At 62.6% G+C, this 25,394-nt stretch carries 27 protein-coding genes; 18 read left to right on the top strand and 9 right to left on the bottom strand.

Going from position 1 to position 25,394, the window contains the following annotated elements; translation table 11 throughout:
- The first annotated feature begins 105 nt into the window (after nt 1–105).
- Both ampC and N436_RS12875 read left to right on the top strand, forming a co-directional pair.
- Nucleotides 106–1,248: a class C beta-lactamase gene (gene ampC, locus N436_RS12870; protein WP_105947697.1), complete on the top strand. Its 1,143-nt coding sequence runs from the start codon at nt 106–108 to the stop codon at nt 1,246–1,248.
- A gap of 301 nt (nt 1,249–1,549) precedes the next feature.
- Nucleotides 1,550–1,882: a hypothetical protein gene (locus tag N436_RS12875; protein WP_003253895.1), complete on the top strand. Its 333-nt coding sequence runs from the start codon at nt 1,550–1,552 to the stop codon at nt 1,880–1,882.
- Between the two features lie 46 nt (nt 1,883–1,928).
- Here the strand turns inward: N436_RS12875 and N436_RS12880 are convergent, their stop codons facing one another.
- The 6 genes from N436_RS12880 to N436_RS12905 all read right to left on the bottom strand — a co-directional run bounded on the left by N436_RS12880 (nt 1,929) and on the right by N436_RS12905 (nt 5,939).
- Nucleotides 1,929–2,240 (bottom strand): hypothetical protein, encoded by a 312-nt coding sequence (locus N436_RS12880; RefSeq protein WP_060498990.1) that lies wholly within the window; start codon nt 2,238–2,240, stop codon nt 1,929–1,931.
- A 142-nt stretch (nt 2,241–2,382) separates the two neighbouring features.
- Entirely contained in the window at nt 2,383–2,571 is a 189-nt protein-coding gene (locus N436_RS12885; RefSeq protein ID WP_003253897.1) for a hypothetical protein, read from the bottom strand.
- A 138-nt stretch (nt 2,572–2,709) separates the two neighbouring features.
- Complete coding sequence (locus N436_RS12890) at nt 2,710–3,030, bottom strand: YbjQ family protein (protein WP_060498989.1); 321 nt, start codon at nt 3,028–3,030, stop codon at nt 2,710–2,712.
- Nucleotides 3,031–3,099: 69 nt separating this feature from the next.
- Nucleotides 3,100–3,984: an O-acetylserine/cysteine exporter gene (locus N436_RS12895; protein ID WP_019099052.1), complete on the bottom strand. Its 885-nt coding sequence runs from the start codon at nt 3,982–3,984 to the stop codon at nt 3,100–3,102.
- A gap of 121 nt (nt 3,985–4,105) precedes the next feature.
- Nucleotides 4,106–4,915 carry a class II aldolase/adducin family protein gene (locus N436_RS12900; protein WP_256589729.1) on the bottom strand — a complete coding sequence of 270 codons (810 nt, stop codon included), beginning with the start codon at nt 4,913–4,915 and terminating at the stop codon, nt 4,106–4,108.
- Nucleotides 4,896–5,939, bottom strand: coding sequence for an ABC transporter substrate-binding protein (locus N436_RS12905; RefSeq protein WP_105947699.1), 1,044 nt, complete (start codon nt 5,937–5,939; stop codon nt 4,896–4,898). Before N436_RS12905 ends, N436_RS12900 begins: the two co-directional genes overlap by 20 nt.
- Nucleotides 5,940–6,116: 177 nt before the next feature.
- Between N436_RS12905 and N436_RS12910 the strand changes: the two genes are divergently transcribed.
- The 3 genes from N436_RS12910 to N436_RS12920 all read left to right on the top strand — a co-directional run bounded on the left by N436_RS12910 (nt 6,117) and on the right by N436_RS12920 (nt 9,992).
- Nucleotides 6,117–8,069, top strand: a complete 1,953-nt coding sequence (locus N436_RS12910) for an FAD-dependent oxidoreductase (RefSeq protein WP_105947700.1) — start codon at nt 6,117–6,119, stop codon at nt 8,067–8,069.
- A gap of 39 nt (nt 8,070–8,108) precedes the next feature.
- Nucleotides 8,109–8,708 carry a helix-turn-helix domain-containing protein gene (locus N436_RS12915; protein ID WP_105947701.1) on the top strand — a complete coding sequence of 200 codons (600 nt, stop codon included), beginning with the start codon at nt 8,109–8,111 and terminating at the stop codon, nt 8,706–8,708.
- Nucleotides 8,709–8,789: 81 nt separating this feature from the next.
- Complete coding sequence (locus N436_RS12920; RefSeq protein WP_110741192.1) at nt 8,790–9,992, top strand: NAD(P)/FAD-dependent oxidoreductase; 1,203 nt, start codon at nt 8,790–8,792, stop codon at nt 9,990–9,992.
- Between the two features lie 45 nt (nt 9,993–10,037).
- Here the strand turns inward: N436_RS12920 and N436_RS12925 are convergent, their stop codons facing one another.
- On the bottom strand, nt 10,038–10,649 hold the full coding sequence (locus N436_RS12925) for an FMN-dependent NADH-azoreductase (RefSeq protein ID WP_060498984.1): 612 nt from the start codon (nt 10,647–10,649) through the stop codon (nt 10,038–10,040).
- Between the two features lie 133 nt (nt 10,650–10,782).
- On the opposite strand from N436_RS12925, the gene N436_RS12930 reads away from it, so the two are divergent.
- Together N436_RS12930 and N436_RS12935 are read left to right on the top strand one after the other, a co-directional pair.
- Nucleotides 10,783–11,685 carry a LysR substrate-binding domain-containing protein gene (locus tag N436_RS12930; RefSeq protein ID WP_060498983.1) on the top strand — a complete coding sequence of 301 codons (903 nt, stop codon included), beginning with the start codon at nt 10,783–10,785 and terminating at the stop codon, nt 11,683–11,685.
- Nucleotides 11,678–12,037 (top strand): MmcQ/YjbR family DNA-binding protein, encoded by a 360-nt coding sequence (locus N436_RS12935; protein ID WP_105947703.1) that lies wholly within the window; start codon nt 11,678–11,680, stop codon nt 12,035–12,037. Before N436_RS12930 ends, N436_RS12935 begins: the two co-directional genes overlap by 8 nt.
- Nucleotides 12,038–12,095: 58 nt before the next feature.
- On the opposite strand, the gene N436_RS12940 is transcribed toward N436_RS12935, so the two are convergent.
- Together N436_RS12940 and N436_RS12945 are read right to left on the bottom strand one after the other, a co-directional pair.
- Nucleotides 12,096–12,509, bottom strand: coding sequence for a DUF1294 domain-containing protein (locus N436_RS12940; RefSeq protein ID WP_105947704.1), 414 nt, complete (start codon nt 12,507–12,509; stop codon nt 12,096–12,098).
- On the bottom strand, nt 12,502–13,332 hold the full coding sequence (locus N436_RS12945) for an undecaprenyl-diphosphate phosphatase (protein ID WP_110741353.1): 831 nt from the start codon (nt 13,330–13,332) through the stop codon (nt 12,502–12,504). Before N436_RS12945 ends, N436_RS12940 begins: the two co-directional genes overlap by 8 nt.
- Before the next feature lie 300 nt (nt 13,333–13,632).
- Between N436_RS12945 and mcpP the strand changes: the two genes are divergently transcribed.
- The 11 genes from mcpP (at nt 13,633) to N436_RS13005 (ending at nt 25,301) form a co-directional block, all read left to right on the top strand.
- Nucleotides 13,633–15,267 carry a methyl-accepting chemotaxis protein McpP gene (gene mcpP, locus N436_RS12950; RefSeq protein ID WP_110741193.1) on the top strand — a complete coding sequence of 545 codons (1,635 nt, stop codon included), beginning with the start codon at nt 13,633–13,635 and terminating at the stop codon, nt 15,265–15,267.
- Nucleotides 15,268–15,461: 194 nt separating this feature from the next.
- Nucleotides 15,462–16,028, top strand: a complete 567-nt coding sequence (gene pnuC / locus N436_RS12960) for a nicotinamide riboside transporter PnuC (protein WP_105947706.1) — start codon at nt 15,462–15,464, stop codon at nt 16,026–16,028.
- Nucleotides 16,025–16,594 (top strand): AAA family ATPase, encoded by a 570-nt coding sequence (locus N436_RS12965; protein WP_105947707.1) that lies wholly within the window; start codon nt 16,025–16,027, stop codon nt 16,592–16,594. The genes pnuC and N436_RS12965 overlap by 4 nt, the downstream gene beginning before the upstream one ends.
- A gap of 297 nt (nt 16,595–16,891) precedes the next feature.
- Nucleotides 16,892–17,332: a hypothetical protein gene (locus tag N436_RS12970; RefSeq protein WP_016714143.1), complete on the top strand. Its 441-nt coding sequence runs from the start codon at nt 16,892–16,894 to the stop codon at nt 17,330–17,332.
- Between the two features lies 1 nt (nt 17,333).
- Nucleotides 17,334–17,912 (top strand): adhesin, encoded by a 579-nt coding sequence (locus N436_RS12975; protein WP_105947708.1) that lies wholly within the window; start codon nt 17,334–17,336, stop codon nt 17,910–17,912.
- Between the two features lie 51 nt (nt 17,913–17,963).
- Nucleotides 17,964–19,271: a heme utilization protein gene (locus N436_RS12980; protein WP_105947709.1), complete on the top strand. Its 1,308-nt coding sequence runs from the start codon at nt 17,964–17,966 to the stop codon at nt 19,269–19,271.
- A gap of 63 nt (nt 19,272–19,334) precedes the next feature.
- Nucleotides 19,335–20,015, top strand: a complete 681-nt coding sequence (locus tag N436_RS12985; RefSeq protein ID WP_016714146.1) for a C39 family peptidase — start codon at nt 19,335–19,337, stop codon at nt 20,013–20,015.
- A 45-nt stretch (nt 20,016–20,060) separates the two neighbouring features.
- Nucleotides 20,061–20,813, top strand: a complete 753-nt coding sequence (locus N436_RS12990; RefSeq protein ID WP_105947710.1) for a hypothetical protein — start codon at nt 20,061–20,063, stop codon at nt 20,811–20,813.
- A 46-nt stretch (nt 20,814–20,859) separates the two neighbouring features.
- Nucleotides 20,860–22,140 carry a hypothetical protein gene (locus N436_RS12995; protein WP_110741194.1) on the top strand — a complete coding sequence of 427 codons (1,281 nt, stop codon included), beginning with the start codon at nt 20,860–20,862 and terminating at the stop codon, nt 22,138–22,140.
- A gap of 136 nt (nt 22,141–22,276) precedes the next feature.
- Nucleotides 22,277–24,478 carry an LTA synthase family protein gene (locus tag N436_RS13000; protein ID WP_110741195.1) on the top strand — a complete coding sequence of 734 codons (2,202 nt, stop codon included), beginning with the start codon at nt 22,277–22,279 and terminating at the stop codon, nt 24,476–24,478.
- A 94-nt stretch (nt 24,479–24,572) separates the two neighbouring features.
- Nucleotides 24,573–25,301: a thioredoxin family protein gene (locus N436_RS13005; RefSeq protein WP_105947713.1), complete on the top strand. Its 729-nt coding sequence runs from the start codon at nt 24,573–24,575 to the stop codon at nt 25,299–25,301.
- The last annotated feature ends 93 nt before the right edge of the window (nt 25,302–25,394 follow it).

The following is a 25,394-nucleotide window of genomic DNA, read 5'->3' on the forward strand; positions in this document are numbered from 1 at the left end:
TGTCATTGTGCAAGGGCAAACGATAAGGTCTGCGGCTTTTCGCCGCTAACGCCGGAACCCCCACCGGTATCGCTCAACGGACACGCTCCACAAAAGGACCCCACCATGCCCCTCTCCCGCCTGGCCGCGCTTGCAGCCGCCATTACCCTCACCTTGGGCCATGCCGGCGCCCAGGCCGATGACCAGCTGCAAGCCAAGGTAGACCGTATCGTCCGCCCACTGATGCAGGCGCAAGGCATCAGCGGCATGGCCGTGGCCATCTACGCCCGCGACCACGCGCACTACTTCAGCTACGGCGTGGCCAGCAAGGCCGACAACGTGCCGGTGAGCCGTGACACGCTGTTCGAGATCGGTTCGCTGAGCAAGACCTACACCGCCACCCTGGCCGCACTGGCCAGTGCCGAGGGCCAGCTGGACCTCACCGCGCCGGCCAAACGCTACCACCCGGCGCTGGCCGGCACGCCCATCGGCGACGCCACGGTGCTGGAACTGGGCGCCTACAGTGCCGACTGCCTGCCCTTGCAGTTCCCGGATGCGGTGCAGACGCCGCAGCAGGTCGTCGATTTCTTCCGACACTGGCAGCCCCACGCCAAGCCCGGTACGCAACGCTGCTATTCCAATCCTAGCCTTGGCTTGTTTGGTGACCTTGCCGCCCGCGCGCAGCACCAGCCGTTTGCCACACTGATGACCGAAGGCCTGCTGCCGAAAATGGGCCTGGAGAACACCTACCTGCACATCCCGGCCAGCGCCCAGGGCCTTTATGCCCAAGGGTACGATGCCGCCGAAAAACCGGTGCGCGTCGGCCCCGGCCCGTACGCCGACGAAGCCTATGGCATCAAGACCAGCGCCAGCGACTTGCTGCGTTACGTGCGCCTGCAGATGCAGCCTGAAGGCTTGCCGCCAGCACTGGTGAAAGCCATCGACATCACCCAGCAAGGCTACTTCCAGGTCGGCGCCATGACGCAGGGCCTGGGCTGGGAACGCTACCCCTACCCGGCAACCCTGGCCACGCTGGTCGATGGCAACAGCCCGCGGCTGATCCGTGAACCCCAGGCAACCACACGGCTGCAACCGGCCCTGCCCGCCCAGCCGGCTGCCTGGTACAACAAGACCGGTTCAACCAACGGTTTTGGTGCCTACGCCGCGTTCGTGCCTTCCGAACAGCTGGCGATCGTGTTGCTGGCCAACCGAAACTACCCGAACGAAGCGCGGGTGCGCGCCGCCTTCGAGATACTGTCCGGCCTGTAGTACGAGCAGCGATTGTCGAACAAAACGACAGAAATGTAGTGCCAGAAAATATTCACTACAAAATGGTTGACGCCGTTCATCGCCCTTGTGCATGATGAAGCCGTCTCCCCGATCGGGAGCGGTGGCAAGGGTGTTCCAGACGGCCTGCGCGGTAACGCAGGCCGTCCGTGGAGAGGGAAACTGTCCAAAAGGCAGCGTGAGAAAGCCCCTGTTGCGATGCTGCTGTAGCAGCCTTGGTAGTGCGCTACACCGTGGTAGCGCCAACTGTGAAAATCACCTACGAATGGGTAATGGGGGCTTTATGATGAACTTGAACAACAATCCGACTATCGACCAATTGGCCCAGCTGTTCGCCGTACGCAAAGACAGCCTTGACGACCACCTGCTGTGGGTCAGCCAAACCGGTGAAGTGCGCCTCGACCGCCTGCCACCGAACACCGTCGAAGATGAATTTGAAGAGCACCTGCCCAGCATGCGTGCACGCTTCAAGGTCTACCGCCGCGGCCAGGGCTACGTTGGCAAGAAGGCCGCCGCCGACACCGAGTTCGTTGGCCGCGTGCTGCAGACCCTGCAACAAGAATGGCCCGCTGCCCGTGAGCAGCAGGCAGTCAAGGTGATCGAACCGCTCAATTGAGGGTTCCCGCCTTTACCTGAGCCCGGCCCACTTTGGCCGGGCTTTTTCATGCCTGGCGCCGCTGGCTGCAGGTTTCTGGCAAGGGCAAGGCACCGGTTGCCATCGCCCGGGCGCGGTCGACACCCCATACCAGGGCGCGGGTCATGGTCTCGCCCGGCCGTGTCGGGTAGTACTCCTCCAGCAGTGCGCGCCCATCTCCAGCGTACAACCCCAAAAACAGCTGAGTGGCCCCCAGGCGTGACAGGCGCACCTGCACATCCAGCGTGGTGCCGTCACTGAGGGCTTCATCGTGGCTGCGGCTGTGCAGTTGGGCGTCGGCCCACTGCCAATAGGTCTGTTCCCTGACTCGCATGAGCATTCAATCCTCCGTTACTGGAATGCCCCGCCAGAAAACCACAACCTCGGCCAGCCGGCGAGTGCTACCCGGCAATGCCATGAGGCGGATCAACAAAGCGCAATAAAAACCCCGCCATTCAGCGGGGTCATGTACGGGGGCGGGATCACTTCTTCAGCGGAACCCGCGGCATGAAGCGGCCTTTTTTGCTGCGCTGCAGGTGTGCAGGCTGGAGCTGTTCGGAATCATCCAGCGTCATGTGGGCGAAGCCCAGGCGAAAGGCCGCCTGACCGCAACGCACCTGGCTGTTGATCGGGAACGCGTCATTCAGGTCTTCGAAAAAGGATTCGCTCATGCCCTGTCTCCCTCCAGTGGCGGTCGCGTCGGCAACCAGAAGAGCTGCCCAGGAAACGCGGCCTGTGAAAATGAGACTAGCTGGTCATTTGCGGACCGCCCGGACAAGATTCCGGCAGCCGACCAGTGGCAACCCGCTCTACTTCAAGCGCACTGCCGTACCGGTGGCAAATACCACGACCATACCGCCCTGTACCGACGGCATACTGATCTCGAAATCCACACCCACTACCGCATCGGCTTGCAACTGGCGTGCCCGAGCCTTGAGTTCTTCTGTGGCCTGCTCGCGCGCCTCGCGCAGGGCGCTCTCCAGGGTTTGCGAACGGCCGCCGAACACATCGCGAAAGCGTGCAAAGAAATCGCGCACGAAGTTGATGCCCTGCACCGATTCGGAGCTGACCACGCCCAGGTATTCGGCAATCGGGCGGCCTTCGAGCTGGCTGGTGGTGGAAATGATCATGGGTGCGCTCCGCTGGCCTGGCAAAAGAGGCCGATTCTAACAGAGCGCAGTCCGGCAGATGGGGCCGCTTTACGCGTTGGCCGCGCGCAAGCGTTGGCCAAGCCGCGCGCCAAACACGTTCACCAGCAACCCGGCCATCACCAGCAGTGCCCCCCAACCTTGGGTTGCGGTCAGCCGTTCGCCCAGCAGCAATGCCGACGAACTCAGGCCAATCACCGGCACCAGCAACGAAAAAGGCGCCACCTTGCCAGCCGGGTGGCGTGACAACAGCTTGCTCCACAAGCTGTAGCCAAGCATGGTGGCGACAAAGGCCAGGTACGCCAACGCCAGCACCGAGCTCCAGCTGATGTTGGCCAGCGCATGGCCAATGCGCTCAGGCCCTTCCAGCCACCAGGACAACGCCAGGAACGGCAACGGCGGGATCAGGCCGCCCCAGATCACCAGTGCCACCAGGTCAACCGAACCAAACCGCCGGGTGATGATGTTACCCAGGCCCCACATGGCACCGCCGCACAGGGTCAGCACCAGCGCCAGCATGGGCACATGGCCGCCGTCTTCGCTGCCGATCAATGCCAGGCCGCTGGCCGCCACCAGCAGCCCCAGCACGCTGGCCAGGCGCAGCCGCTCACCCAGGAACAACGCCGCGAAACCGAGGGTGAAGAACGCTTGCGACTGCAAAATCAACGAGGCCAGCCCTGGCGGCATGCCGCTGTACATGGCCTGGAACAGAAAGGCGAACTGGCCCAGCGAAATGGTGGCCCCGTAGGCGATCAGCCAGCGCCACGGCAGTTTGGGCCGCCTGACCAGCAAGATGGCCGGAAACGCCACCAACAAGAAGCGCAATGCCCCCAGCAACATCGGCGGCAAGCCATCGAGGCCAACCTTGATGACCACGAAGTTGACTCCCCAGGCGACAATCACCACCAGGGCGATGAGCAGGTCCTTGAGCGGCATTGCGGGTTCCTTCTTCAGGCTTTTCTAGACATATTTCGTTACAGCATAAGGCTATTCCTTCGGCTGCGACCAGCACAGTTGTGGCCAAGGGTTGCGCAACAGTGACTGTTACTGCATCCGTTCAATCCCGAAAGCCAGGCGCGGTCTTTTCCAGCATCCGCAACAGCGCCGCCCATGCCAATTGCAGTGCATCCGGGTCCGCCAGCTCCCCCTGCTTCAACCCCCTGCCCGGGTCATTGAACTGCCGCTCGGTATGCGCGCACACCGCCGGGGGCGGCAAAACCAGTTGCCCGGCACTCTGCGCCGCCAACTGGATCTCGCAGGCTTTCTCCAGGTAATACATGCGCAGAAAAGCTTCGGCCACGCTGCGCCCGGTTGTCAGCAGGCCATGGTTGCGCAGGATCATCACAGGCTTGTCACCCAGATCGGCCACCAGCCGTTGCTGCTCATCCATGTCCAGCGCAATACCCTCGTAAGCGTGGTAAGCCACCTTGCCGTAAAACTCCATGGACATCTGGTTCACCGGCAGCAGCCCACATTCCAGCGCCGCCACTGCACACCCGGCCCGGGTATGAGTGTGCAGCACGCACTGGGCATCCTCGCGGGCGGCATGAATGGCGCTATGAATGACGAAGCCGGCCGGGTTGACCGGGTGCGGCGTGGGTTCCACCGGCCTGCCCTGCAAGTCGATCTTCACCAGGCTGGAGGCCGTGATTTCATCGAACAGCAGGCCGTACGGGTTGATGAGAAAGTGATGCTCCGGCCCCGGCAGGCGCAGGGAAATATGGGTGAAGATCAAGTCACTCATGCGAAAGTGCGCGATCAGCCGATAACAAGCCGCCAACTCCTGGCGCAAGTGCTGTTCCGTTGCGGTCATGGTCATTGCCCTTGATTGATGAGGTGGCACGAAACTACTTGGTCGCCCAGGCATTGAAGCGCTGTTCCAGCTCTTCGCCATGGTCAACCCAGAATTCCACATTCATCGCCAGCGCCCCTTGCAGGTTCTGTGGCGAAGTGGGCACCCAGTCGGCCAAGGCCGGGTCAAGCCTGGCAGCAGCCTGGGTATTGGTAGGCCCATACGGAATCTGCTGCACATAACGCACCTGGGTATCCGGTTGATTGGCATAGGCAATCAGCCGATTGGCCTGGTCCACATGCCGCGAGCCTTTTATGATCGCCCAGTAATCCATGCCATACAGGCTACCGGGCCACACGACGGCCAGCGGGCTGCCCTGTTGTGCTGCCACGGCGATGCGCCCGCTGTAGGTGGAGGTCATCACCACATCGCCTGCAGTCAACCACTGCGCTGGCTGGGCGCCCGCGTCCCACCACTGGATGTAGGGCTTGAGTTCACTCAGTTTGGCGAAGGCACGTTCAACCCCGGCCGGCGTCGACAGTACCTGGTAGACATCTTCAACCTTGACCCCATCGGCCAGCAGGGCGAACTCCAGGTTGTACACCGCACGCTTGCGCAGGCCGCGCTTGCCCGGGTACTTGTTCACGTCCCAGAAGTCGGCCCACGATGTCGGTGCCTGGGCCAGCTTGTTGCGGTCGTAAGCGATCGCCACGCTCCACACCAGCGCAGCCGAGCCGCAGTCCTGCGCTGCATCGGGGATCAGTTCGGCGGCATGGCCCAGGCGTTTCCAGTCAAGGTGCTCGTACACGCCCTCGTCACAGCCGCGCATCAAGTCCGGCCCTTCGATCTGCACCACGTCCCAGTCGACGTTACCGGTGTCGGCCATCACCTGGATCCGCGCCATCTCGCCGTTGTATTCGCTCTGGATCAACTTGCTGCCGTCCTGCGCGCTGAACGGCTTGAAGATCGCCTCGTCCTGGGCCTTCTGGCCAGCACCGCCATAAGCGACCACAACCATCTCTGGCGCGGCCTGCGCACTGCCCAGGCCAAGGGCCAGCAGCGCCGCACAAAGGCCGCTCACACGTGGGAATACCTGCATCGTAGTTTCCTCCTTCCGGTGCCCAAAGGGCCCGTTTTCTTGTTGTTGTGAGGTCACGCCCTCGCCGTGAGGGTGAACAAAACCTAGTCGCGCATCAGTAAAAAAACAAGTTGATTTTTTACTAGCGCTACACTTTCATAAACAAAACAAGAACAACACCGCACCGGAGCCGCCTGTATGCAGACCGCCTTCCCTCACCTGTTCGAACCCTTGCAGATCCGCGGCAAACGCCTGAAGAACCGCATCATGTCCACCGGCCACGACACCTGCCTGCCTACCGACAATCTGGTGAATGACAAACTGATCGCCTACCAGCGCGACCGCGCCGCCGGGGGCGTCGGCCTGATCGTGCTGCAAGTTGCCGGGGTGCATGACAGCGCCCGCTACACCTCGCATGTGCTGATGGCCACCGACGATGCCTGCATCGACGGCTACCGCCAGCTTGCCGAGGCCTGCCATGCGCACGGTACCGTGGTGCTCTCGCAGCTGTTTCACCCCGGGCGGGAGATCATGGAGTCGGCAGACGGCCTGTTGGCGGTGGCGTACTCGGCGTCTTCGGTGCCCAACGAACGCTTCCGCGTCATGCCGCGCGCGCTGGACCAGGCGATGATCGATGAAATCGTCAAGGGCTACGCCAGCGCCGCCCGCCGCCTGCACCAGGCCGGGCTGGATGGTGTCGAGGTGGTGGCCAGCCATGGCTATCTGCCCGCGCAGTTCCTCAACCCGCGGGTGAACCTGCGCAGCGACGGCTACAACGGCGAACTGGAACAACGCCTGAGGTTCCTGCGTGAAGTGCTGGCCGCCGTGCGCGCCGCCACCGATGAGCAGTTCATCATCGGCCTGCGCATCAGCGCCGACGAACGTGACAGCCAGGGCCTGAGCGAGGATGAGTCACTGGCCGCCGCAGTTGCCTTGCAGGGCCAACTCGACTACCTGCACATCGTCGCCGGCACCTCAGCGTCACTGGGTGGCGCCGTGCATATCGTGCCGCCCATGGCCATCGAGCCCGCCTACCTGGCCCGCGAGGCCGCCGCCTTCAAGCAACAGCTGGCTATCCCGCTGTTCGTGACCGGGCGCATCAACCAGCCCCAGGAAGCCGAACTGATTCTGGCCCGCGGCCAGGCCGATGTCTGCGGCATGACCCGAGCCTTGATCTGCGACCCGTTGATGCCGAACAAGACCGAACGCGGCCAGATCGAAGATGTACGCGCCTGCATCGCCTGCAACCAGGCGTGCATCGGCCACTTCCACCGTGGCCTGGCCATCTCCTGCATCCAGCGCCCCGAAACCGGTCGAGAACTGCAGTACGGGCAACTGACGGCCACGGCCACACCCAAGCGCATCCTTGTGGCCGGCGGCGGGCCAGCTGGCATGAAGGCCGCCGCCGTGGCCGCTGCCCGAGGGCATCAGGTGACACTGTACGAGGCTGGCCCCCAGCTCGGCGGCCAGGTGCTGCTGGCCCAGTTGCTACCGCGCCGCGCCGAGTTCGGCGGGGCCAGCACCAACCTGCAGCGGGAAATGGCCCTGGCCGGCGTGGAAGTTGTGCGCAACACCCGGGTCGACCGCGCCTTGGTCGAGCGCGAACGCCCCGACCTGGTCATTGCCGCCACCGGTGCCACTCCTTACTGGCCAGCGTTCGAACGCACCGGCGACTTGCAGGTGGTGGACGCCTGGCAGGTGCTGCGCAATGAAGTGAAGCCGGGGCGCTCGGTGCTGGTCATCGACTGGCGCTGCGACTGGATCGGCCCGGGCATCGCCGAACGCCTGGTGCGCGAGGGGCATCACGTACAGCTGGCGGTTAACGGTACCCATTGCGGCGAAAGCCTGCCGCTGTACGTGCGCGATCAACTGGCCGGCGAGTTGCATCGCCTGGGCATCCCCATCACCCCGTACGCGCGCCTGTATGGCAGCGACGACAACACGGTGTACTTGCAGCACACCGCCAGTGGCGAGCCGATGATCTTCGAGGGTATCGACACCCTGGTGCTGTGCCTGGGTCATCAGCCTGAAGACAGGCTGGCCAGCGAGCTGGCCGGCCTGGTGGAAGTGCGGCGTGTTGGCGACTGCCTGGCGCCGCGCACCGCCGAAGAAGCGATTCACGACGGCCTGACGGTTGCCTGGTCGCTCTGAGGCTGTACATACTGCGGCTTTTACGATGGACCGACGTGCATGAGCCAACTTCCCCAGCCCCCCGCCAGTGAAGCCGGGGGCGCCGCGCCGCAGTTCCTGGGCACCCGCATCCGCGGCCTGCGCAAGCGCCGTGGCATGACCCTGGCGGAGTTGGCTGCACACAGTGAACTGACTGCCGGTTACATCAGCCAGCTGGAGCGCAACCTTTCCTATCCGTCGATCCCCGCGTTGTTCAACATCGCCCGCAGCCTGGGCGTGACCATCCAGTGGTTCTTTGCCAGCGAAGCCAACACCGCCCCCGAAGACCAAGGTTACGTGGTGCGACGCAACAGCCGCCTGAGCGTGCATTACGAAGATGGCATTGTCGATCAGTTGCTCACCCCCCAACCCAACCGCCAGCTGGAAATCCTGCACTCACGCTTCCCCCCGGGCACCTACAGCCAGCAAAGCTACAGCCATGAGGGCGAAGAAGCCGGCTACCTCCTCAGCGGCAGCTTCGAGCTTTGGGTGGGCGAGCGGCATTTCCAGCTGGGTGAAGGCGACAGTTTCAGCTTTTCCAGCCAAGAACCCCATCGCTATGGCAACCCCGGCGAAGTGGATGCCGTGGTGATCTGGGTGATCACGCCGCCAACATTTTGAAGCACTCCCGCAGGCCTTGGTAACACTGCTGACCCTCGATAGGGTCTACCTTGTCAACCGAACTCACGAGGAGCCAACAACATGAAGCAGATCCTGATCATCGGCGCCGGCTTTGCCGGCCTGTGGAGTGCCCTCAGCGCCGTCCGCCAGCTTGCCCTCAACGGCAACAAAGGCGTCGAAGTCACCTTGCTCGCGCCCCAGGCCGAACTGCATATACGCCCGCGCTTCTACGAGCCCGATGTGCACACCATGGCCGCGCCACTGCAGGCGCTGTTCGATGCCGTCAACGTCCGCTTCGTGCAAGGTACGGCCTTTCATATTGATGAACAGGCCCGCCGGGTCAGCTACCGCACCCGCAGTGGCACCCAGTGTGCCCTGCCCTACGACCGCCTGATCATGGCCTGCGGCAGTGTGCTCAACCGGCCTGACATGGCCGGCATCGAGCACGTCTTCGATGTCGACAAGATCGACAGCGCCGCACGCCTGGAAGCCCACCTCAAGTCCCTGGCCAGCTTGCCCGACACACCCGCACGCAACACCGTGGTAGTGGCCGGTGGCGGCTTTACCGGCATCGAGACGGCAACCGAACTGCCAGCACGGCTGCGCAAAATCCTGGGTGAAGACGCCGCGTTACGCGTGGTAGTGGTCGACCGCGGCGCAAAAATCGGTGCCGCCTTGGGCGACGGCATTCGCCCGGCCATTGAACAGGCCTGTGAGGCGTTGGGCGTGGAATGGATCTGCGGTGCCACGGTGGCCTCGGTAGACCCTGCCGGCGTGCTGCTGGACAACGGCCAGCGCATCGATGCCAGTACGGTGGTCTGGACAGTAGGTTTCAAGGCCAACCCGCTCACCGAACAGATCACCGGCGAGCGCGACCGCCAGGGCCGCTTGCATGTGGATGGCAACCTCAAGGTCAAGGGCAATGATGCGGTGTATGCAGCCGGCGATGTGGCGTATGCCGCCTGCGACGAGCGTGGCAACTACGCGGTGATGTCCTGCCAGCACGCGATTCCACTGGGGCGCTATGCGGGCAACAATGCGGCGGCCGAGCTGATTGGCGTGGCGCCGATGACGTACAGCCAACCCAAGTACGTAACCTGCCTGGACCTGGGCGCCTGGGGCGCGGTGTATACCGAAGGGTGGGCGCGCGCGGTGGCGCCGCCGGAGGACAAGGCCGAGGCCAAGGTGTTGAAATCGCAGATCAACACCGTGTGGATCTACCCGCCAGCGGCAGACCGTACAGCCGCTTTGGCGGCGGCTGATCCGAGTATTCCGGTGGCCTGACACGGCTTGCCGGCAATGGGGCCGTGACGGGCCCCATGCCTGCCATCAGGCAGCTGCAAACAGCTCGTTGGCAATCTGAGCCTGGGCAGCGTCAATCGCCTGGCTACGGTGTTCCGGGCCATAGGCCAGGCCATGGGCGCGGACGATTTCCAGGTCGGTGACACCGATGAAGCCCAGGAACACTTTCAGGAAGTCCTCATGCCCGGCACCGGTCGGCTGGCCAGCGTGCAGGCCACCGGCGGTGGAAACCAGCACCACTTTCTTGTTGCCGCACAGGCCTTCCGGGCCAGCTTCGGTGTAGCGGAACGTTTTGCCGGCAACGGCCACGCGGTCGATCCAGGCCTTGAGTTGGGTCGGTACCGTGAAGTTGTACATCGGCGCGCCAATGACTACAGCATCAGCAGCCAGGAATTCTTCCAGGGTTTCAGCACTGAGCCTGGCTTCAAAAGCCTGGGCAGCATCACGCATGTCTTCAGGGGTGCCAGCAGCTACCAGGGTGGCGGCAGAAAAGTGGGCGATGGCGTCAGCGGCCAGGTCACGGTAAACCACTTCCACGCTTGGATCGGCGGCTTTCCAGGCTTCGACCACTTCACGGCTTAGCTGGCGGGAGGCGGAATTGTCGCCCAGGATGCTCGAATCGATGTGCAACAGTTTCATGGGACTCTCCTGTGATTGAAGACCGCGCCAGTGGGCGATCACGATGGGGAGAATCCTACCGGGGTGCGCAATGGCTGATAAGGAGGCAAAAATGCGTTAGTTTGTCCCACAGATAGAACAGTGAGACATGCCCATGCAAGATCTTAACGACCTCTTTTACTTCGCGCGCGTCGTCGAAGCCGGTGGATTCGCCGCAGCCGGGCGCCAGCTGGGTATCCCCAAGTCGCGCCTGTCGCGGCGTATCGCCGAGCTGGAAGAGCGCCTTGGCACGCGCCTGCTGCAACGCACCACGCGGCAGCTCAAGCTCACCGCAGTAGGTGAACGCTACCTGCATCATTGCCAGGCCATGCTGCTGGAAGCCGAAGCGGCCGATGAAGCCGTAGCCAGCATGAGCAGTGAACCGCGCGGGCGCTTGCGGGTGTCTTGCCCGGTGGCGCTGGCACATGCATTCCTGCCAGATGTGATCAGCCGTTTTCTTGAGCAGTACCCGCTGGTGCAACTGGACATGGTGCTGCTCAACCGCCGGGTCGACCTGATTTCCGAAGGCATCGACGTGGCACTGCGCGTGCGTGACCTGGGCGATGAAGACCCGGCGCTGGTCACCCGCCGCCTTCGCCAGGCGCAAATGCAACTGGTGGCTGCGCCCGGGTTCGCCGATCACATTCGTGAACCTGCAGAGCTGGCGTCACTGCCCGTGCTGGGCGCCGCTGAAGCAGACCGGTTGGTACACTTCCGCTTGTTCGGCCCTCATGGCAAGCAGCAGGAAATCGCCCTGGAACCGCGCCTGGCCATTGATGATTTCGTAGTACGTAATGCTGCTGTACGGGCCGGCCTCGGCTTCACTGCCCTGCCCAGCATGTTTTGCGAGGAAGAACTGGAGCGCGGCGAACTGGTGCGCCTGCTGCCAGACTGGTCGCTACCGGGTGGCTACCTGCAAGCGGTATACCCCCACCGGCGGGGTGTACTGCCTGCAGTGCGGGTATGGATCGATCACCTGGCGGCATCATTCGAGGCCTGTGGAGAACGGTATGTCTGAAAGGAAAATGAGCGAAGCCGAAGTGGCAGCGTTTTGCCTGAGCCTGCCGGGTGCGCGGGAAGACTACAAATGGGGTGGCATTCGGGTGTTTTCAGTGGCAGGCAACAAGATGTTCGCCGTGCTCGACCTGGCCGGTGCGGGTTTGTCATTCAAAGTGGCCGATGAACTGTTTCTCGGCTACTGCGACCGCCCAGGGGTGCGGCCTGCGCCGTATCTGGCGCGGGCAAAATGGATCAGCATGGCGCAGCCCTACCCCATGGGGCGTGATGAGCTGTGTGATGTGTTGCAGCGCTCGCACCAACTGGTGGTGCGCCGGCTGCCGAAGCGCTTGCAGGTAGGGCTGATGATGTGAACTACCTGTACCGGCCTCTTCGCGGGTTTACCCGCGAAGAGGCCGGTACAGGCAATAATCAATTGAAGGGCAGATAACGCCCCTCAAAAAACAGCCAGTCCGCCCAGAACACCTGGTGCACCAGCACAATCCCCCAGAACACCAGCTGGTAAGACAGCTTGCGAGTCTTGTGCCGAAACACCTGCTGCGCCACCAGTGCCCCCGGCCAGCCACCCAACAGCTCACTGGCATGCAGCACTTTCTCGGGCGTACGCCAGGCCTGGGTACGCGCCTGCTGCTTATCCTGCCAATACAGCAACAGGCTGATCAGGCTCATGGCCGGGTACAGCGCCAGCGGCCACCAGGCCTGGTCGTTCCAGGCCATGCGCGCAGCGCCCAGCCCGGGCAACAGGCACAGCACCCCCAACAGCAGCAGTTTCAGGCGCACATTGCGCACGCCCTCCGCCCGTTGCCCGCGCAACACCTCAGCCATGCGCTGTCGACCAGTCAACCCAGCCGAACTGCCAGGTCGCCAGAATCAGCAGGCCGAACACAATGCGATACCAGGCAAACGCCGCGTAGCTGTGGTTGGCAATGAACTTGAGCAACGCGCGCACGGCGATCATGGCGAAGATGAACGACGTCACGAAACCAACGGCAAATACCGGCAAGTCACCGGGCTGGAACAGGTCACGGTACTTGTAACCCGAATACACCGCCGCGCCGACCATGGTCGGCATCGCCAGAAAGAACGAAAATTCGGTCGCGGCCTTGCGCGACAAGCCGAACAGCAGGCCGCCAATGATGGTCGAGCCCGAGCGGGAAGTGCCCGGAATCATTGCCAGGCACTGGATGAAGCCGATCTTCAGCGCATGGCTCCAGCGCATGTCGTCCACATGGTCCACCTGCACGCGGTGTTCGCGGCGCTCGGCCCAGAGCATGATGACGCCACCCACCACCAATGCCGCCGCCACGGTGATCGGGTTGAACAGGTACTCGTGAATCAGGTCGGCGAACAGCACGCCCAGCACCACCGCCGGCATGAACGCCAACAGCAGGTTACCGGTGAAACGCCGCGCCTTGGGCTGGCTGGTCAGGCCAAACACCACTTCGAAAATTTTGCCACGAAACTCCCACACCACCGCCAGGATCGCTGCCAGCTGAATGATGATGTTGAATGCCATGGCCCGCTCACCGCCAAAACCTATCAGGTCGGCGACGATGATCTGGTGCCCGGTACTGGAGATCGGCAGAAACTCCGTCAGCCCTTCGACCACGCCTAAGATGATTGCCTGAAAGGCAGTCCAAAAATCCATCATTCCCCCGGATGGAGCGCCGCTTGCTGCGGGCCCCTTGTTCTTGATTTGCTTGAATTTGCCGCACGCGGCCCGGCTGTTTTACAGCGACTGTTGGGCGCAACGCCAGTAGAAAAGTTCACACCCGCTAAAGGTTTCATCTTGCGCGGCCGAAATCCTAGCAGAGCGCCTTTGCAATCGCTTTACGCGACCTGCTGCAGACTATTTCAAAGATAGCACTTAGCCATTAGTCGGGTGGGGACCTGTCGCAAAGCATGCTTGGATGCACCTCAATAAAAAGAACAATGCGGGAGCTCCTGGATGAACACGTTGAGATCGATGTCGATCAGCCGGCGCCTGTGGCTGATCCTTGTGGTGGCGGTGGCCATGCTGGTGGTGCTTGGCCTGCTCATGCTGCGCCAGATCCACGGTGACCTTTACCAGGCCAAAGCGGAAAAAACCCGCCATGTGGTGCAGACCGCCGCTGGCGTGCTGGCCTATTACCAAGGGCTGGAGGCGGCCGGCTCGCTCAGCCGCGAAGCCGCCCAGCAACAGGCACTGCAGGTGGTACGTGCGTTGCGCTACGACCACGATGACTATTTCTGGATCAACGACCTGGGGCCAAAGATGATCATGCATCCGGCCAACCCCAAGCTCGATGGCCAAGACCTTTCTGCCATTCGCGACCCCGACGGCTTTGCCGTGTTCAACGAAATGGTCGCCCTGGCCCGCCAGCAGGATGCAGGGCCGGTCAACTACCGCTGGCCCAAACCCGGTGCCAGCGAGCCGGTCGCCAAGACTTCCTATATACAGCTGTTCAAACCCTGGGGCTGGATTATCGGTTCAGGCGTGTACGTCGATGACGTGCAGGCCGAATTCGCCCGCCAGTTGCGCGATGCCTCGCTGGTGGGCGTGGGCATTGCCCTGCTGATGGCACTGGTGGTACTGCTGATTGCGCGCAGCATTGCCCGCCCCTTGCAGGAGGCCGTGCAGGCCATGGGCAACATCGCCAGCGGCGAAAGCGACCTGACCCGGCGCCTGGACACCCACGGCCGTGACGAAATCACCCACCTGGGCGAGCACTTCAACCGTTTCAACGGCAAGCTGCAGGGTGTGGTCGGCCAGCTGCAAGGGGCGGCCCACGCGCTGGCCCAGTCCGCCGGGCACGTCGGCGACAATGCAGGCGCCGCACAGCAGCACAGCGCTCAACAATCGCTACAGATGGACCAGGTAGCCACCGCCGTGAACGAGGTGACCTATGCCGTGCAGGACGTGGCCAAGACCGCCGAACAGGCCGCCGGGGAAATGCGCACCGCGCAGCAGCAGGTAACCCATGGCCAGCAAGCGATTCATGGCAGCCTGGCGCAGATCGACCGGTTGTCGCTGACCATCGACCAGGCCGTGCAGGTGATTCGCGACCTGGCCGGCCACAGCACGCGCATCGGCGGTGTGCTCGATGTCATCCGCTCCATCGCCGAGCAGACCAACCTGCTGGCGCTGAATGCGGCCATCGAAGCGGCGCGGGCCGGGGAACAGGGCCGTGGCTTTGCCGTGGTCGCTGACGAGGTTCGCCTGCTGGCCCAGCGCACCGCGCAGTCGACGGCAGAGATCCATACCATGATCGAGCACCTGCAAAGCCAGTCGGACGCAGCGGTCAAAGCCATCGACACCAGCAGCGAAGCCTCGCGCCAAACCGTCGAGCAAGCCCGCGAAGCCGGCGCCAGCCTGGACGCCATCAACCAGGCACTGACCAACCTGACCGCGCTGAATGCCTCCATTGCCAGCGCCACCTTGCAGCAGTCGCATGTGGTCGAGGAAATCAACCGCAATGTGCTGGATACCGCCGGGCTGTCCCAGCAGACGGCCGATGCGGCGCGCCAGTCCAGCGATGCCGGGGTGGCACTGGGGCAGTTGAGCGAAGAGCTGGAACAGTTACTTCGGCAATTCCGGGTTTAACGCCGGCCTCTTTTGTGGGAGCGGGCATGCCCGCGAAGCATGCAACGCGGTGTATGGCACCGGCTTCGCCGGTGTTCGCGGGCATGCCCGCTCCCACAGAGAACCTATGCATCCCCACCTACTGCGCCCTACACCTTCCCTGGCCGACCCGCTACAATCGCGCCCTTCCCCGATAGTCTCCCCAAGGATCGCCGATGTCCGGCCTTGAACTCATCGCCGCCGTCCTCGGCGTCACCGCTGTCTGGCTCACGGTCAAACAAAACGCCTGGTGCTGGCCGATCGGCCTGGTCATGGTGCTGATCTATGGCTGGCTGTTCTACGAGGTAAAGCTGTACTCGGGCATGCTGCTGCAACTGGCCTACGCGATCCTGCAACTGTACGGCTGGTGGCAATGGAAACGCCCCGGCCGCACCGAAGACGCCCGCCAGGTATCGCGCCTGCAAGGCCCTGCGTTATGTGCCGGCCTGGCTGCCGGGGTACTCCTGAGCGCAGCACTGGGCTCGGCCATGGCCAACTGGACCGATGCCGCCCTGCCCTGGCTCGACGCCACCCTGACCGGTTTCAGCCTGGTGGCGCAACTGTGGATGGCCCAGAAGCGCCTGCAATGCTGGCCGCTGTGGGTGGCAGTAGACATCGTCTATGTAGGCTTATACCTGCACCAGCAGCTGTACTTCACGGCGGGCTTCTTTGCCGTGCTCACCCTGATTGCCGTGCGCGGCTGGCTGGAATGGCGCCGCGACCCGGCGTTGGCGCAACCATGAGCACGCAACACGCCATGAAGGTCCTGGTGCTGTGCGGCCCCGAATCCAGCGGCAAGAGCTGGCTCAGCGGTGTGATCCAGGCGCATTTCGGCGGTGTGGTGGTGGCCGAGTACGTGCGCCACTTCATCGACCAGGAGTGCCGCGATACCTGCTATGCCGATATCCCTGCCATCGCCCACGGCCAGCTGGCCTGGGAGGACCGGGCGCGCGAACAGGCGCCACCGCTGCTGATCCTCGACACCCACCTGCTCAGCAACATGCTCTGGAGCCGCGCCTTGTTCGATGACTGCCCGGCCTGGCTGGAACAAGCCTTGCTTGAACGGCACTACGACCTGCACCTGCTGCTGAGCCCGCAGGGGGTGGACTGGGTTGCCGATGGCCAGCGCAGCCAACCCGACATCAACGACCGCCAGCGCTTTTTCGACGACAGCCTTGCCTGGCTGCAACAGCATAATCAGGCGCACCAGATACTTGAGGGCAATTGGCCGCAGCGCCAGTTGCTGGCCTTGCAAGCCGTTGCTACGCTGCTTGATAGCGATGCGCCATCCTGCCCGACCGAGTGTTAACCTACTGACACACTCCAGTGGGGCAAGGCCCCCGAAATTGCGGGGCTTCCCCCCTTTTCGGGGGCAGTGTCAAACCCGTGAAACACCCCTGCAAAAACCCTTCCAATCAAGGCCACAGCTGGCTTGGCCAGCAACGCCCACGGCTGGCTGTTTCACCGCTGAGACAGAATACGCCGCAGTTTGTCAGCCTCTTGCCCTAACTGTCTGATCTGAAAACGATTCTCAAAAGCGGCACACCATCTGCTCTGTCCTTTGCATCGCTGAACAAGGCCAGCGCTCAAAGAAGGAGTTGCCGTCGTGAGGAAGAGTGACAAACGCCTCTATCACTTGTTGTTGGCGGGTTGTGTACTGGGGGCATTGAGCCTCACGGCCCACGCAGACAAAGGCATCATCATCATCAAGCGCGACGTGCAGGTGCGCAACGCGACGATCCCGCCCTTGATCCCTGACCCGAGCCCGACCACGGTCAACGCCAACCCTTCTGCCCACGTGCTCAAGCAAACCAACGAGCTGAGCGATGGCGATTTCGCCAGCATCAGCAGTGGCGCCGGCATCAGCAACATGATTACCCAGCAGACCAACAACCTGGGGGGTAACCTCGGCAACCAGAACCAATTGCCCAACCTGTCAGGCGGCCGTGGCACGGGGGGCGCGGGTAACGGCATCTCCAACATGGTCAACTCAAGTGTGCAACGCGGCCTCGCGCCATTGCAGATTCTGACCGGCGGGGGCAAGTGACATGAAGCACATGCTGCTGATTCTGGCCACCCTGTGCAGTACGCCAGGCCTCGCCGATTCCCTGGTTCCCGTCATCAACAATGCCAACATCGACAGCTCCGGCAGCCGCTATCAGGGCAACCTCTCCGTCAACCAGGCTGCCGGCGACAAACAGCAACAGGCCAATGCGCGGGCCATCGCCGTCGGGCCCGAAGCGAATGCCAGCACGCAGATCCGGCAACGGCTGAACACCCCCGCCGACCCGACGATGGATGCCCGCTCGACCATTCAAGGTAGCGCGTTCAGCAACGGCAGTGGTGCGCTGGGCGTCAACCAGAGCGCCGGCGCCAATACCCAGCAAGCCAATGCCCTGAGCATAACCCTCAGTGCTCAACCGCAAAGCATCGACGACAGCGTCCTCATGCAACAGAACGTGGCGCTGCTCAACAACTCCGGTCCAACTGACACCCCAACAGGCCATCGCCAGGTCACCACCAGTGACCAGGCCTTCACCGGTAGCCGCGGGGTGATCCAGTTGAACCAGAGTGCCGGGGTGGGAAACCGAATGGCCAACACCTTGAGCATCCGGGTCGCGGATTGACCCTTTCAGTTAAGAACGACACTTAACCAACATAGAGTACGGAGAATCACCATGAAACCCTCGATGGCAATCAAGCCTCTGGTGTTCGCAATTGCTGCGGTCATGGCTGTTGCTGTACAAGCTGGGCAAAACGATCGGCGCAATGACCACCACAACGGCCACCATAACAATGGTCATCACACGCCTCCTCCAACCAAAATCCCTGTGTATGCAACGGCCAATGCCTGGGATACCCAAACCAGCACCGATAACCGTATCAGCAATGAAGGCACCATCAACGAAGCCGAGATGAACCAGTCGGGCGAAGGCTCCAGTGGCAACGTCGGTATCAACGTGGCGGCCGGTAACGGCAACCAGCAGGATAACGCCGCAGCCATTGCCAACGCCGGCTCCGAGTCGAGCCTGGACAACAGCTTCGTGTTCGGCATGGCCAGTGCCACTGCCGATGTCGTGCAATCCAGCGACAACAACCGGGTCGACAACTATTCGACCCAGTCGTCTGCTGTGATGAGCGGCTCGGCCAGCGGGGCTGAGGGCAACATTGGCATCAACATCGCCGGTGGCGACCTCAACCAACAGAAAAACACCATGGCCATCGCCAACACCGGTGCGCCTCTGGGTAATGCCACTGCCACGGCTTCTGCCGAACAGGACGGGCCAGGCCTGGTCGTGAACAACAGTGCTGACCGCACTTACCGCGTCGACACGATCACCATCACCACCTCGGCCAGCGGCAGCTCGTCGCGCGACGGCGACTTCAACCTCAGCGTGGACAAGAGCTCGTCTTCGAGCTGGAACGCCAGCGGCTCCAACAGCTGGGATGCCAGCGGTTCGAAGTCGAAGGATGTCAGCGGGTCGCGTAGCAAAGAGTCCAGCTCCAGCTACAACGCTCAGCTTCACGCAACCCTGGATGCAGCGGCAGAAGCCTCGCACAGTGTCACCGTCGATCATGGCCGCCATGACCGCACGCGCAGCGAATCGGCCGACGCCTCGCTCAATGCATCGCTCGACGTGACCATCGACAAGTCGAAAGACAAGTCGTCCAGCTCTTCGTTCCAGAAGTCGTATGACTCTTCGTTCGAAGAAGCCTACAACTCCTCGTTCGAAAAATCGGGCAGCAAGTCGAAGGAATCGTCCAAGGACATCGTGAAGAGCTACAGCGAAAGCAGCTCGTACGACCTGAGCAACACTGTGTCCTTCCAGGTACTGACCCCGACCGGCTGGGCCAACCCTGTGACCAACACTGCAACCCTGAGCGGTTCGGTGAACGGTGGCAGTGGCAACCTGGGCGTGAACGTGGCAGCCGGTGTGGGCAACCAGCAGAGCAACTCGCTGGCCATTTCCAACACCTCGTTCTAAACGCTGCGCTTGAGGCCCCCTTCGGGGGGCCTTTCTTCAACACCCACCGGAAGGCATCCGATCATGCGCATTATCGCCTTGGCGTTTTTGCTGTGCCTGGCCAGCGTGAGCGAAGCTGCACAAATGCCGCTGTCCGTCCTGCCGGGCGGTGCCGTGGTATTCAAGCCCATCCAGAGCGTGCGTGAACGCAAGTTCGCCGACCTGGTGCAACAAAAAACCGACTTCAGTTGCGGCGCCGCCGCACTGGCGACCATCCTGCGCCAGGCCTACTGGCTGGATGTGGACGAACATCAGATCATCGAAGGCATGCTGGCCCACGCCGACCAGAACCTGGTGCGCACGCAAGGCTTCTCCATGCTCGACATGAAACGCTACGTCGAAAGCCTGGGGATGCGTGCCCGCGGCTACCGGGTAGCACCCGACACCCTGCACAGTGTGCGCATCCCGGTCGTGGTGCTGATGGACGTGCGTGGCTACAAGCACTTCGTGGTCATGCAAAAGGTCGACAAAGGCTGGGTGTACATCGGTGACCCGGTGCTGGGCCACAAGCGTTACAAGATCGATGATTTCCTGAAGGGCTGGAACGGCATCATCTTCGCTGTGATCGGCCAAGGGTACGACAAGAACAATGTCCTGCTCGACCCGCCCCTGCCACTGACTGCCAAGGGCCGGGTGAACAACTTCACCCCAGTGAAGGACACCGAGCTGCTGGACTTCGGCTTCATCAAAAGCGACTTCTTCTAACGACTGTTCTAATGACAAGGAGCATGAGGCTCCAGGGAGCATTTCATGAAGACTTCATTGTGGCTGGCCATGGCCTGCCTGGCCGCCAGCCTGCCAAGCCACGCCGAGGCGTTGAAACCCATCGAACTCAAGGACCAGGAGCTGGCCAACCTGCGTGGCCGCTATGTGATGCCGGGGCGCATCGTGAGTTTCGGGATTGTCATGTCCAGCACCTGGCAAAATGCCAAAGGGGACGTGATCGGGGCGACATCCACGCTGCAGGTTCAGCAGTCGACCATCAAGCCCCAGTTCTATGTCTCGATGATCGACGAAAAAGGCACCGGTGCCGCGTCGAGCGGTGCCTCTTCTGCGGGCACGGGCGTGGTCACAGGTGGCAACGGCCTGACCACCACTGAGGGTGTCACCCAGGTGGTGCGTGCAGCCGGCGACAATAATACGGCCTACAACAACGTTGATATCAATGTCACCAAAGCCAACCAGGCCCCCGCCGTGCAGCAGCAAGGCCAGGTACTGGCCGCTGGCCAGACCCTGGTCGGTGAAAACGGCGCCGGCTCGCTCAGCGTGTCCTCGACCGGCGTGGGCGTGCAGCTCAACATCAATGCCAGCAATAACCAGGGCAGCAGCGTGCAGCGCCTAGCCCAGGGCGGCCTGATGCAGAATTCGACGCTGCTCGGCAACGGCAACCTGGTCAACAACGTCACTTCCCTGAATGTGGTCATGCGTGAAAGCGTGCCAACGGCCGCCTCGCTGAACGGTAGCCTCGACCAGCTCAAAGGTCTTCGCACCTTCGGATACTGATCTACGCTCAGTCTCATCAAAAGTAGTCGGAAGGGACGGCAAATCCATGCACCGATCTTTAACGCTCAAAGCTTTTGTATGTTTGACTACCCTGGCCCCGGCCACAATGCTCTACGCAGCTGCCGACCCACAGGTCGAGGCCCTCAAGCAGGAACTGATCGAGCTTAAACGCCGTTACGAAGCCCAGCAGCAAGCGCTGATGGTGCTGGAGCAGCGCGTGCGACAGGTCGAGGAAGCCCCGGCGGCAGCGCAACCCAAACGCCTGGTCAAATCCCCCGCCGAAGGGGTCAAGGGTGCACAGACTGTCGCATCCGGCGCACCGGGCACCACCGGCAGCTCCTACGGCCAGGCGCTCACCGCCGACTCGGAGCCGGCGCAAAGTGTGTCCAACCTGTATGACGAAGCCAGCGGCTTTTTCGGTGGCGGCAAGTTCAGCTTCGAAACCGGCCTGACCTACACCCATTACGATACCCGTGCGCTCACGCTCAACGGCTTCCTGGCACTGGACTCGATTTTCCTCGGCAGTATCAACCTGGACCGCATCAAGGCCGACAACTGGACCCTGGACATGACCGCGCGCTACAACCTGGCGCAGCGTTGGCAATTCGACATCAACGTGCCCGTGGTGTACCGCGAGTCTACCTACTCTTCCGGCGGCGCGGGTGGCGCCGGGGCCAGTACCTCCGACGCCAGCGTGACCCGTGACCCGGAGATCGGCGACATCAACGTTGGTGTCGCGTACAAGTTCCTCGACGAGGACGAGACCTGGCCTGACGCTGTGGCCACCCTGCGTATCAAGGCACCGACCGGCAAAGACCCCTATGGCATCAAGCTCCGCGAGGTCGACGGCAACAGTAACCTGTCAGTACCGGAAAGCCTGCCGACCGGTAACGGTGTGTGGTCGATCACGCCGGGCATTTCGCTGGTCAAGACCTTCGACCCGGCCGTGCTGTTCGGCAGCCTGTCCTACACCTACAACATGCAAGACTCGTTCAGCGACATAAGCCCGCAGGTCAACAGCAAGGTGCCGGGTGACGTGAAGCTCGGCGACTCCTGGCAGATTGGCGGTGGCATTGCCTTCGCCCTGAACGAAAAAATGAGTATGTCGTTCTCGGTGTCCGACCAGTTCGCCCGCAAGAGCAAGATCAAACCGGATGGTGGTGACTGGCAATCGATCTCCAACAGTGACTACAACGCCGCCAACTTCAACATCGGCATGACCTTCGCCGCCACCAACAACCTGACCATCGTCCCCAACCTGTCCATTGGTCTGACCGATGACGCGCCAGACTTCTCCTTCAGCCTGAAATTCCCCTACTACTTCTGATACTTGCCCTCAGCCTGGCCCGTGCAAGCGGGCCTGGCTTTTGGTTACCAGCCTTGTAGCCAGCCGCTTTCCCCTTCCCGGCCTGTTATCATCCAGCACAGATGCATGACGATTTAATGGCAAAAGGGAAGTTTTTGTGAAGAACCTGTCCGACCACCCACGTACCCGGCTTGCCGCCTTGGCAGCCCTGGTGCTGGTGATCCCACTGGGTACGCGCGCCATGCTGGGTTGGTCCAACCCGCTCGGTTACCTGTCCGACCTCGCCCTCGGCAGCCTGCTGGTCTTGCTGCTGCACCGTCGGCCATGGTGGCTGGCCCTGCCCGTGCTGCTGGCCTGGGCTGCCCTGTGGGTGGCCTCGGCCGAACTCGTGAGCGCGGTGGGTCGGTTGCCCACCAGCGCCGACCTGACGTACCTCGTCGACCCGCAATTCATGGAGAACTCTACCGGCGGCGGCCTGGCCCATGCCTGGCTGCCCTGGCTTATGGGCGCAGGCCTGCTGGCCTGGCTGGCCACCGCGTGGCGTAGCCGCACCCGACGCAGCCAGCCGCTGCCGCGCAAGGCCTGGGCCATTCCCGCGCTGTTGTTCGCTACCCACTGGGGCAGCCAGCAGCTGGTACCCAGCGACGCCGACCAATGGCGGCAATACAACCTCACCCACCAACTGATGTCTGCCGGGGTCGGCACCCTGGAGCGCAAGGTCGAGGGCTGGATGGGCCGCACGCAAACGTTCACGCCGCTGGCCAGCAGCGGCCTGACGCAATCCGACCTGCATGGCCAGCGCCTGCTGGCCGGGCCAGGCAGTGCTCGCAACCTGCTGGTCATCACGGTGGAAGGTATCCCCGGGGCCTACCTGCGGCCCAATCGCCAGGCCCTGCACAGCCGCTTCGACGAAGACCTGATGCCCAAGGTCAGCCAGTGGGCCGAGCGCGGCATGAACACCCCGGACTACGTGCTGCACACCCACCAGACCATCCGCGGCCTGTACGCGATGCTGTGTGGTGACTACGACAAACTGGCCAATGGCACCCCCAAGGGCGTCGAGCTGCTAACCCAGAACGAACGCAACCAGGCCTGCCTGCCGGCGCAACTGCGCCAGGCCGGCTTTACCACCCATTACCTGCAAGGTGCCGGCCTGCGCTTCATGGCCAAGGACCGCATCATGCCGCACATCGGCTTCGATTCGGTGCACGGCCTGGAGTGGTTCCGCAACAAGAACTACCTGGACTTCCCTTGGGGCAAGGATGACCGGGCCTTCTTCGAAGGTGCCCTGGACTACGTCGGCCAGCTGCAAAAGCAGGACAAACCCTGGATGCTGACCCTGCTTACCGTGGGCACGCACCAGCCATATTCGGCACCCGCCGAGTACCTGGAACGCTATGACACGCCCAAACAGGCTGCCGTGGCTTACCTGGACGATGCGCTGGGGGCGTTTCTCGATAACCTGGAACGCCAGGGCGTGCTCAAGGACACGTTGGTGGTGGTGACCTCCGACGAGTCTCACGGCATCGACGGTGTGCGCCTGGCCTCGTCCTGGGGCTTCAACCTCACCCTGGCGCCGGAGCAGGCGCAACTGCCCCACATCAAGCGCGGCACGTACGGCCATATCGACCTGGCCACCTCCGTGCTCGACTACTTTGCACTGCCCATTCCAATAGCGCTTGGTGGTCGCTCGCTGTACCGCGACTACGATACCGGCCGCGAAATGATTTCCTACACCAATGGCATGCTGCGCTATCACAACGGCCAGGGCGTCTTCACCGAATGTGACTTCCAGCAGCGCTGCCGGCGTTACGCCAGCGAGGGCTTCATTGCCGACCAGGCCCGCTATCTGGGCCCGGGCGACAGCCTGCTCGGCCAGCAGATCGGCGCTTTGGCCGGGGTGCTCGACCAGTCCCTGCTGCAAACCCCGCTTAACCTGCGTTACCAGTTCGGCGGCCCTTCGCCGATCAAGCTGCGCAAGCGCATTCACGATGACTGGGCCGATAACCTGATCGGCGCCCAGTACCTTGAAATGCCGGAAGGCTCGCACACCCGCGTGAGGGTGAAGGTGCGCTCGCTGGACCCCAAACGTGTCGCCTACATCCAGCTCAAGGCCAAGCAACTGGAGCAGGATGTGCCACTGGGCCTGCCTGCCGAGGTGAAGGTCACCGCCGACGAACCGCTGGAGATGGAGTTCAGCTTCGACAACCCGACCGAACGCAAAGCGTTTTCCTTCCATTTGCTGGGGTATGGCGGCGGTAAGGTGGAAGTCAGCGACTTCAGCGTGATCACCGCGCTGCCCGGAGAGGATGACGCCGCAGATGAACTGACCGAGGGCCACATTGCCCATTCGGGCTGAGCGGATAACCACTCATCGCCCGGCTACCGGTGCCTGTCGAATCGGCAAACGCGTGCTCGACTAGTGTGTGAATCCCCAGTGTGGAGACAGCACCATGAGCACAAGCGAAAGCAGGCACCCGGTGGTTTCCCGTAGCCAGTGGCTGGCAGCACGCCGGCAACTGTGGCTCCACGAAAAGGCCTTTACCCACCACCGCGACGCGCTGTCCGCAGCGCGCCGCGCCCTACCCTGGGTCAAGGTCGAGCAAAGCTATCGCTTCCAGGGACCGGACGGCGAACTGAGCCTGGCTGACCTGTTCGCAGGCCGCAGCCAGCTACTGCTTTATCACTTCATGTTCGCCGAAGGCTGGAGCGAAGGCTGCCCCGGCTGTTCGTTCCTGGCCGACCACTTTGACGGCGCCAACCTGCACCTGGCGCACCACGACGTGTCGCTGGTGGCGGTGTCGCGAGCCCCCTATGCCGAATTTCAGGCGTTTCGCCGCCGCATGGGCTGGCAGTTCCCGTGGTACTCGTCACAGGGCAGTGGTTTCAACGAGGACTTTGGCGTCAGTGTGGGCACCGAGGGAGAACGGCAGTACAACTATGAGCCGTATGACGGCAGTGAAAGCGAGTTGCCTGGCCTGAGTGCGTTCTACCGTGAAGCGGACGGCAGCGTTTACCACACCTACTCGACCTATGCCCGTGGGCTGGACATTCTGGTCAACACCTACAACTTCCTGGACATTGCGCCACTGGGGCGCAACGAAGGCGGGACCATGGACTGGGTGCGGCATCATGATCGGTATGAAGGGCAGCCAGATAAACCTCACTGCTGCCACAAATGACCCAGGCACCACGCACGGAACTTTGGGGCTGCTGCGCAGCCCATCGCCGGCAAGCCAGCTCCCACAGGGACCGCGTAATTTTGAAGATCTGCG

This window comes from Pseudomonas sp. RV120224-01b (assembly GCF_003208145.1).
GTDB lineage: Bacteria > Pseudomonadota > Gammaproteobacteria > Pseudomonadales > Pseudomonadaceae > Aquipseudomonas > Aquipseudomonas monteilii.

Coding starts and splice junctions, on each gene's coding strand:
- ampC (WP_105947697.1), top strand. CDS start 106: ATGCCCCTCTCCCGCCTGGCCGCGCTTGCAGCCGCCATTACCCTCACC.
- N436_RS12875 (WP_003253895.1), top strand. CDS start 1,550: ATGATGAACTTGAACAACAATCCGACTATCGACCAATTGGCCCAGCTG.
- N436_RS12880 (WP_060498990.1), bottom strand. CDS start 2,240: ATGCTCATGCGAGTCAGGGAACAGACCTATTGGCAGTGGGCCGACGCC.
- N436_RS12885 (WP_003253897.1), bottom strand. CDS start 2,571: ATGAGCGAATCCTTTTTCGAAGACCTGAATGACGCGTTCCCGATCAAC.
- N436_RS12890 (WP_060498989.1), bottom strand. CDS start 3,030: ATGATCATTTCCACCACCAGCCAGCTCGAAGGCCGCCCGATTGCCGAA.
- N436_RS12895 (WP_019099052.1), bottom strand. CDS start 3,984: ATGCCGCTCAAGGACCTGCTCATCGCCCTGGTGGTGATTGTCGCCTGG.
- N436_RS12900 (WP_256589729.1), bottom strand. CDS start 4,915: ATGCCTGGGCGACCAAGTAGTTTCGTGCCACCTCATCAATCAAGGGCA.
- N436_RS12905 (WP_105947699.1), bottom strand. CDS start 5,939: ATGCAGGTATTCCCACGTGTGAGCGGCCTTTGTGCGGCGCTGCTGGCC.
- N436_RS12910 (WP_105947700.1), top strand. CDS start 6,117: ATGCAGACCGCCTTCCCTCACCTGTTCGAACCCTTGCAGATCCGCGGC.
- N436_RS12915 (WP_105947701.1), top strand. CDS start 8,109: ATGAGCCAACTTCCCCAGCCCCCCGCCAGTGAAGCCGGGGGCGCCGCG.
- N436_RS12920 (WP_110741192.1), top strand. CDS start 8,790: ATGAAGCAGATCCTGATCATCGGCGCCGGCTTTGCCGGCCTGTGGAGT.
- N436_RS12925 (WP_060498984.1), bottom strand. CDS start 10,649: ATGAAACTGTTGCACATCGATTCGAGCATCCTGGGCGACAATTCCGCC.
- N436_RS12930 (WP_060498983.1), top strand. CDS start 10,783: ATGCAAGATCTTAACGACCTCTTTTACTTCGCGCGCGTCGTCGAAGCC.
- N436_RS12935 (WP_105947703.1), top strand. CDS start 11,678: ATGTCTGAAAGGAAAATGAGCGAAGCCGAAGTGGCAGCGTTTTGCCTG.
- N436_RS12940 (WP_105947704.1), bottom strand. CDS start 12,509: ATGGCTGAGGTGTTGCGCGGGCAACGGGCGGAGGGCGTGCGCAATGTG.
- N436_RS12945 (WP_110741353.1), bottom strand. CDS start 13,332: ATGGATTTTTGGACTGCCTTTCAGGCAATCATCTTAGGCGTGGTCGAA.
- mcpP (WP_110741193.1), top strand. CDS start 13,633: ATGAACACGTTGAGATCGATGTCGATCAGCCGGCGCCTGTGGCTGATC.
- pnuC (WP_105947706.1), top strand. CDS start 15,462: ATGTCCGGCCTTGAACTCATCGCCGCCGTCCTCGGCGTCACCGCTGTC.
- N436_RS12965 (WP_105947707.1), top strand. CDS start 16,025: ATGAGCACGCAACACGCCATGAAGGTCCTGGTGCTGTGCGGCCCCGAA.
- N436_RS12975 (WP_105947708.1), top strand. CDS start 17,334: ATGAAGCACATGCTGCTGATTCTGGCCACCCTGTGCAGTACGCCAGGC.
- N436_RS12980 (WP_105947709.1), top strand. CDS start 17,964: ATGAAACCCTCGATGGCAATCAAGCCTCTGGTGTTCGCAATTGCTGCG.
- N436_RS12985 (WP_016714146.1), top strand. CDS start 19,335: ATGCGCATTATCGCCTTGGCGTTTTTGCTGTGCCTGGCCAGCGTGAGC.
- N436_RS12990 (WP_105947710.1), top strand. CDS start 20,061: ATGAAGACTTCATTGTGGCTGGCCATGGCCTGCCTGGCCGCCAGCCTG.
- N436_RS12995 (WP_110741194.1), top strand. CDS start 20,860: ATGCACCGATCTTTAACGCTCAAAGCTTTTGTATGTTTGACTACCCTG.
- N436_RS13005 (WP_105947713.1), top strand. CDS start 24,573: ATGAGCACAAGCGAAAGCAGGCACCCGGTGGTTTCCCGTAGCCAGTGG.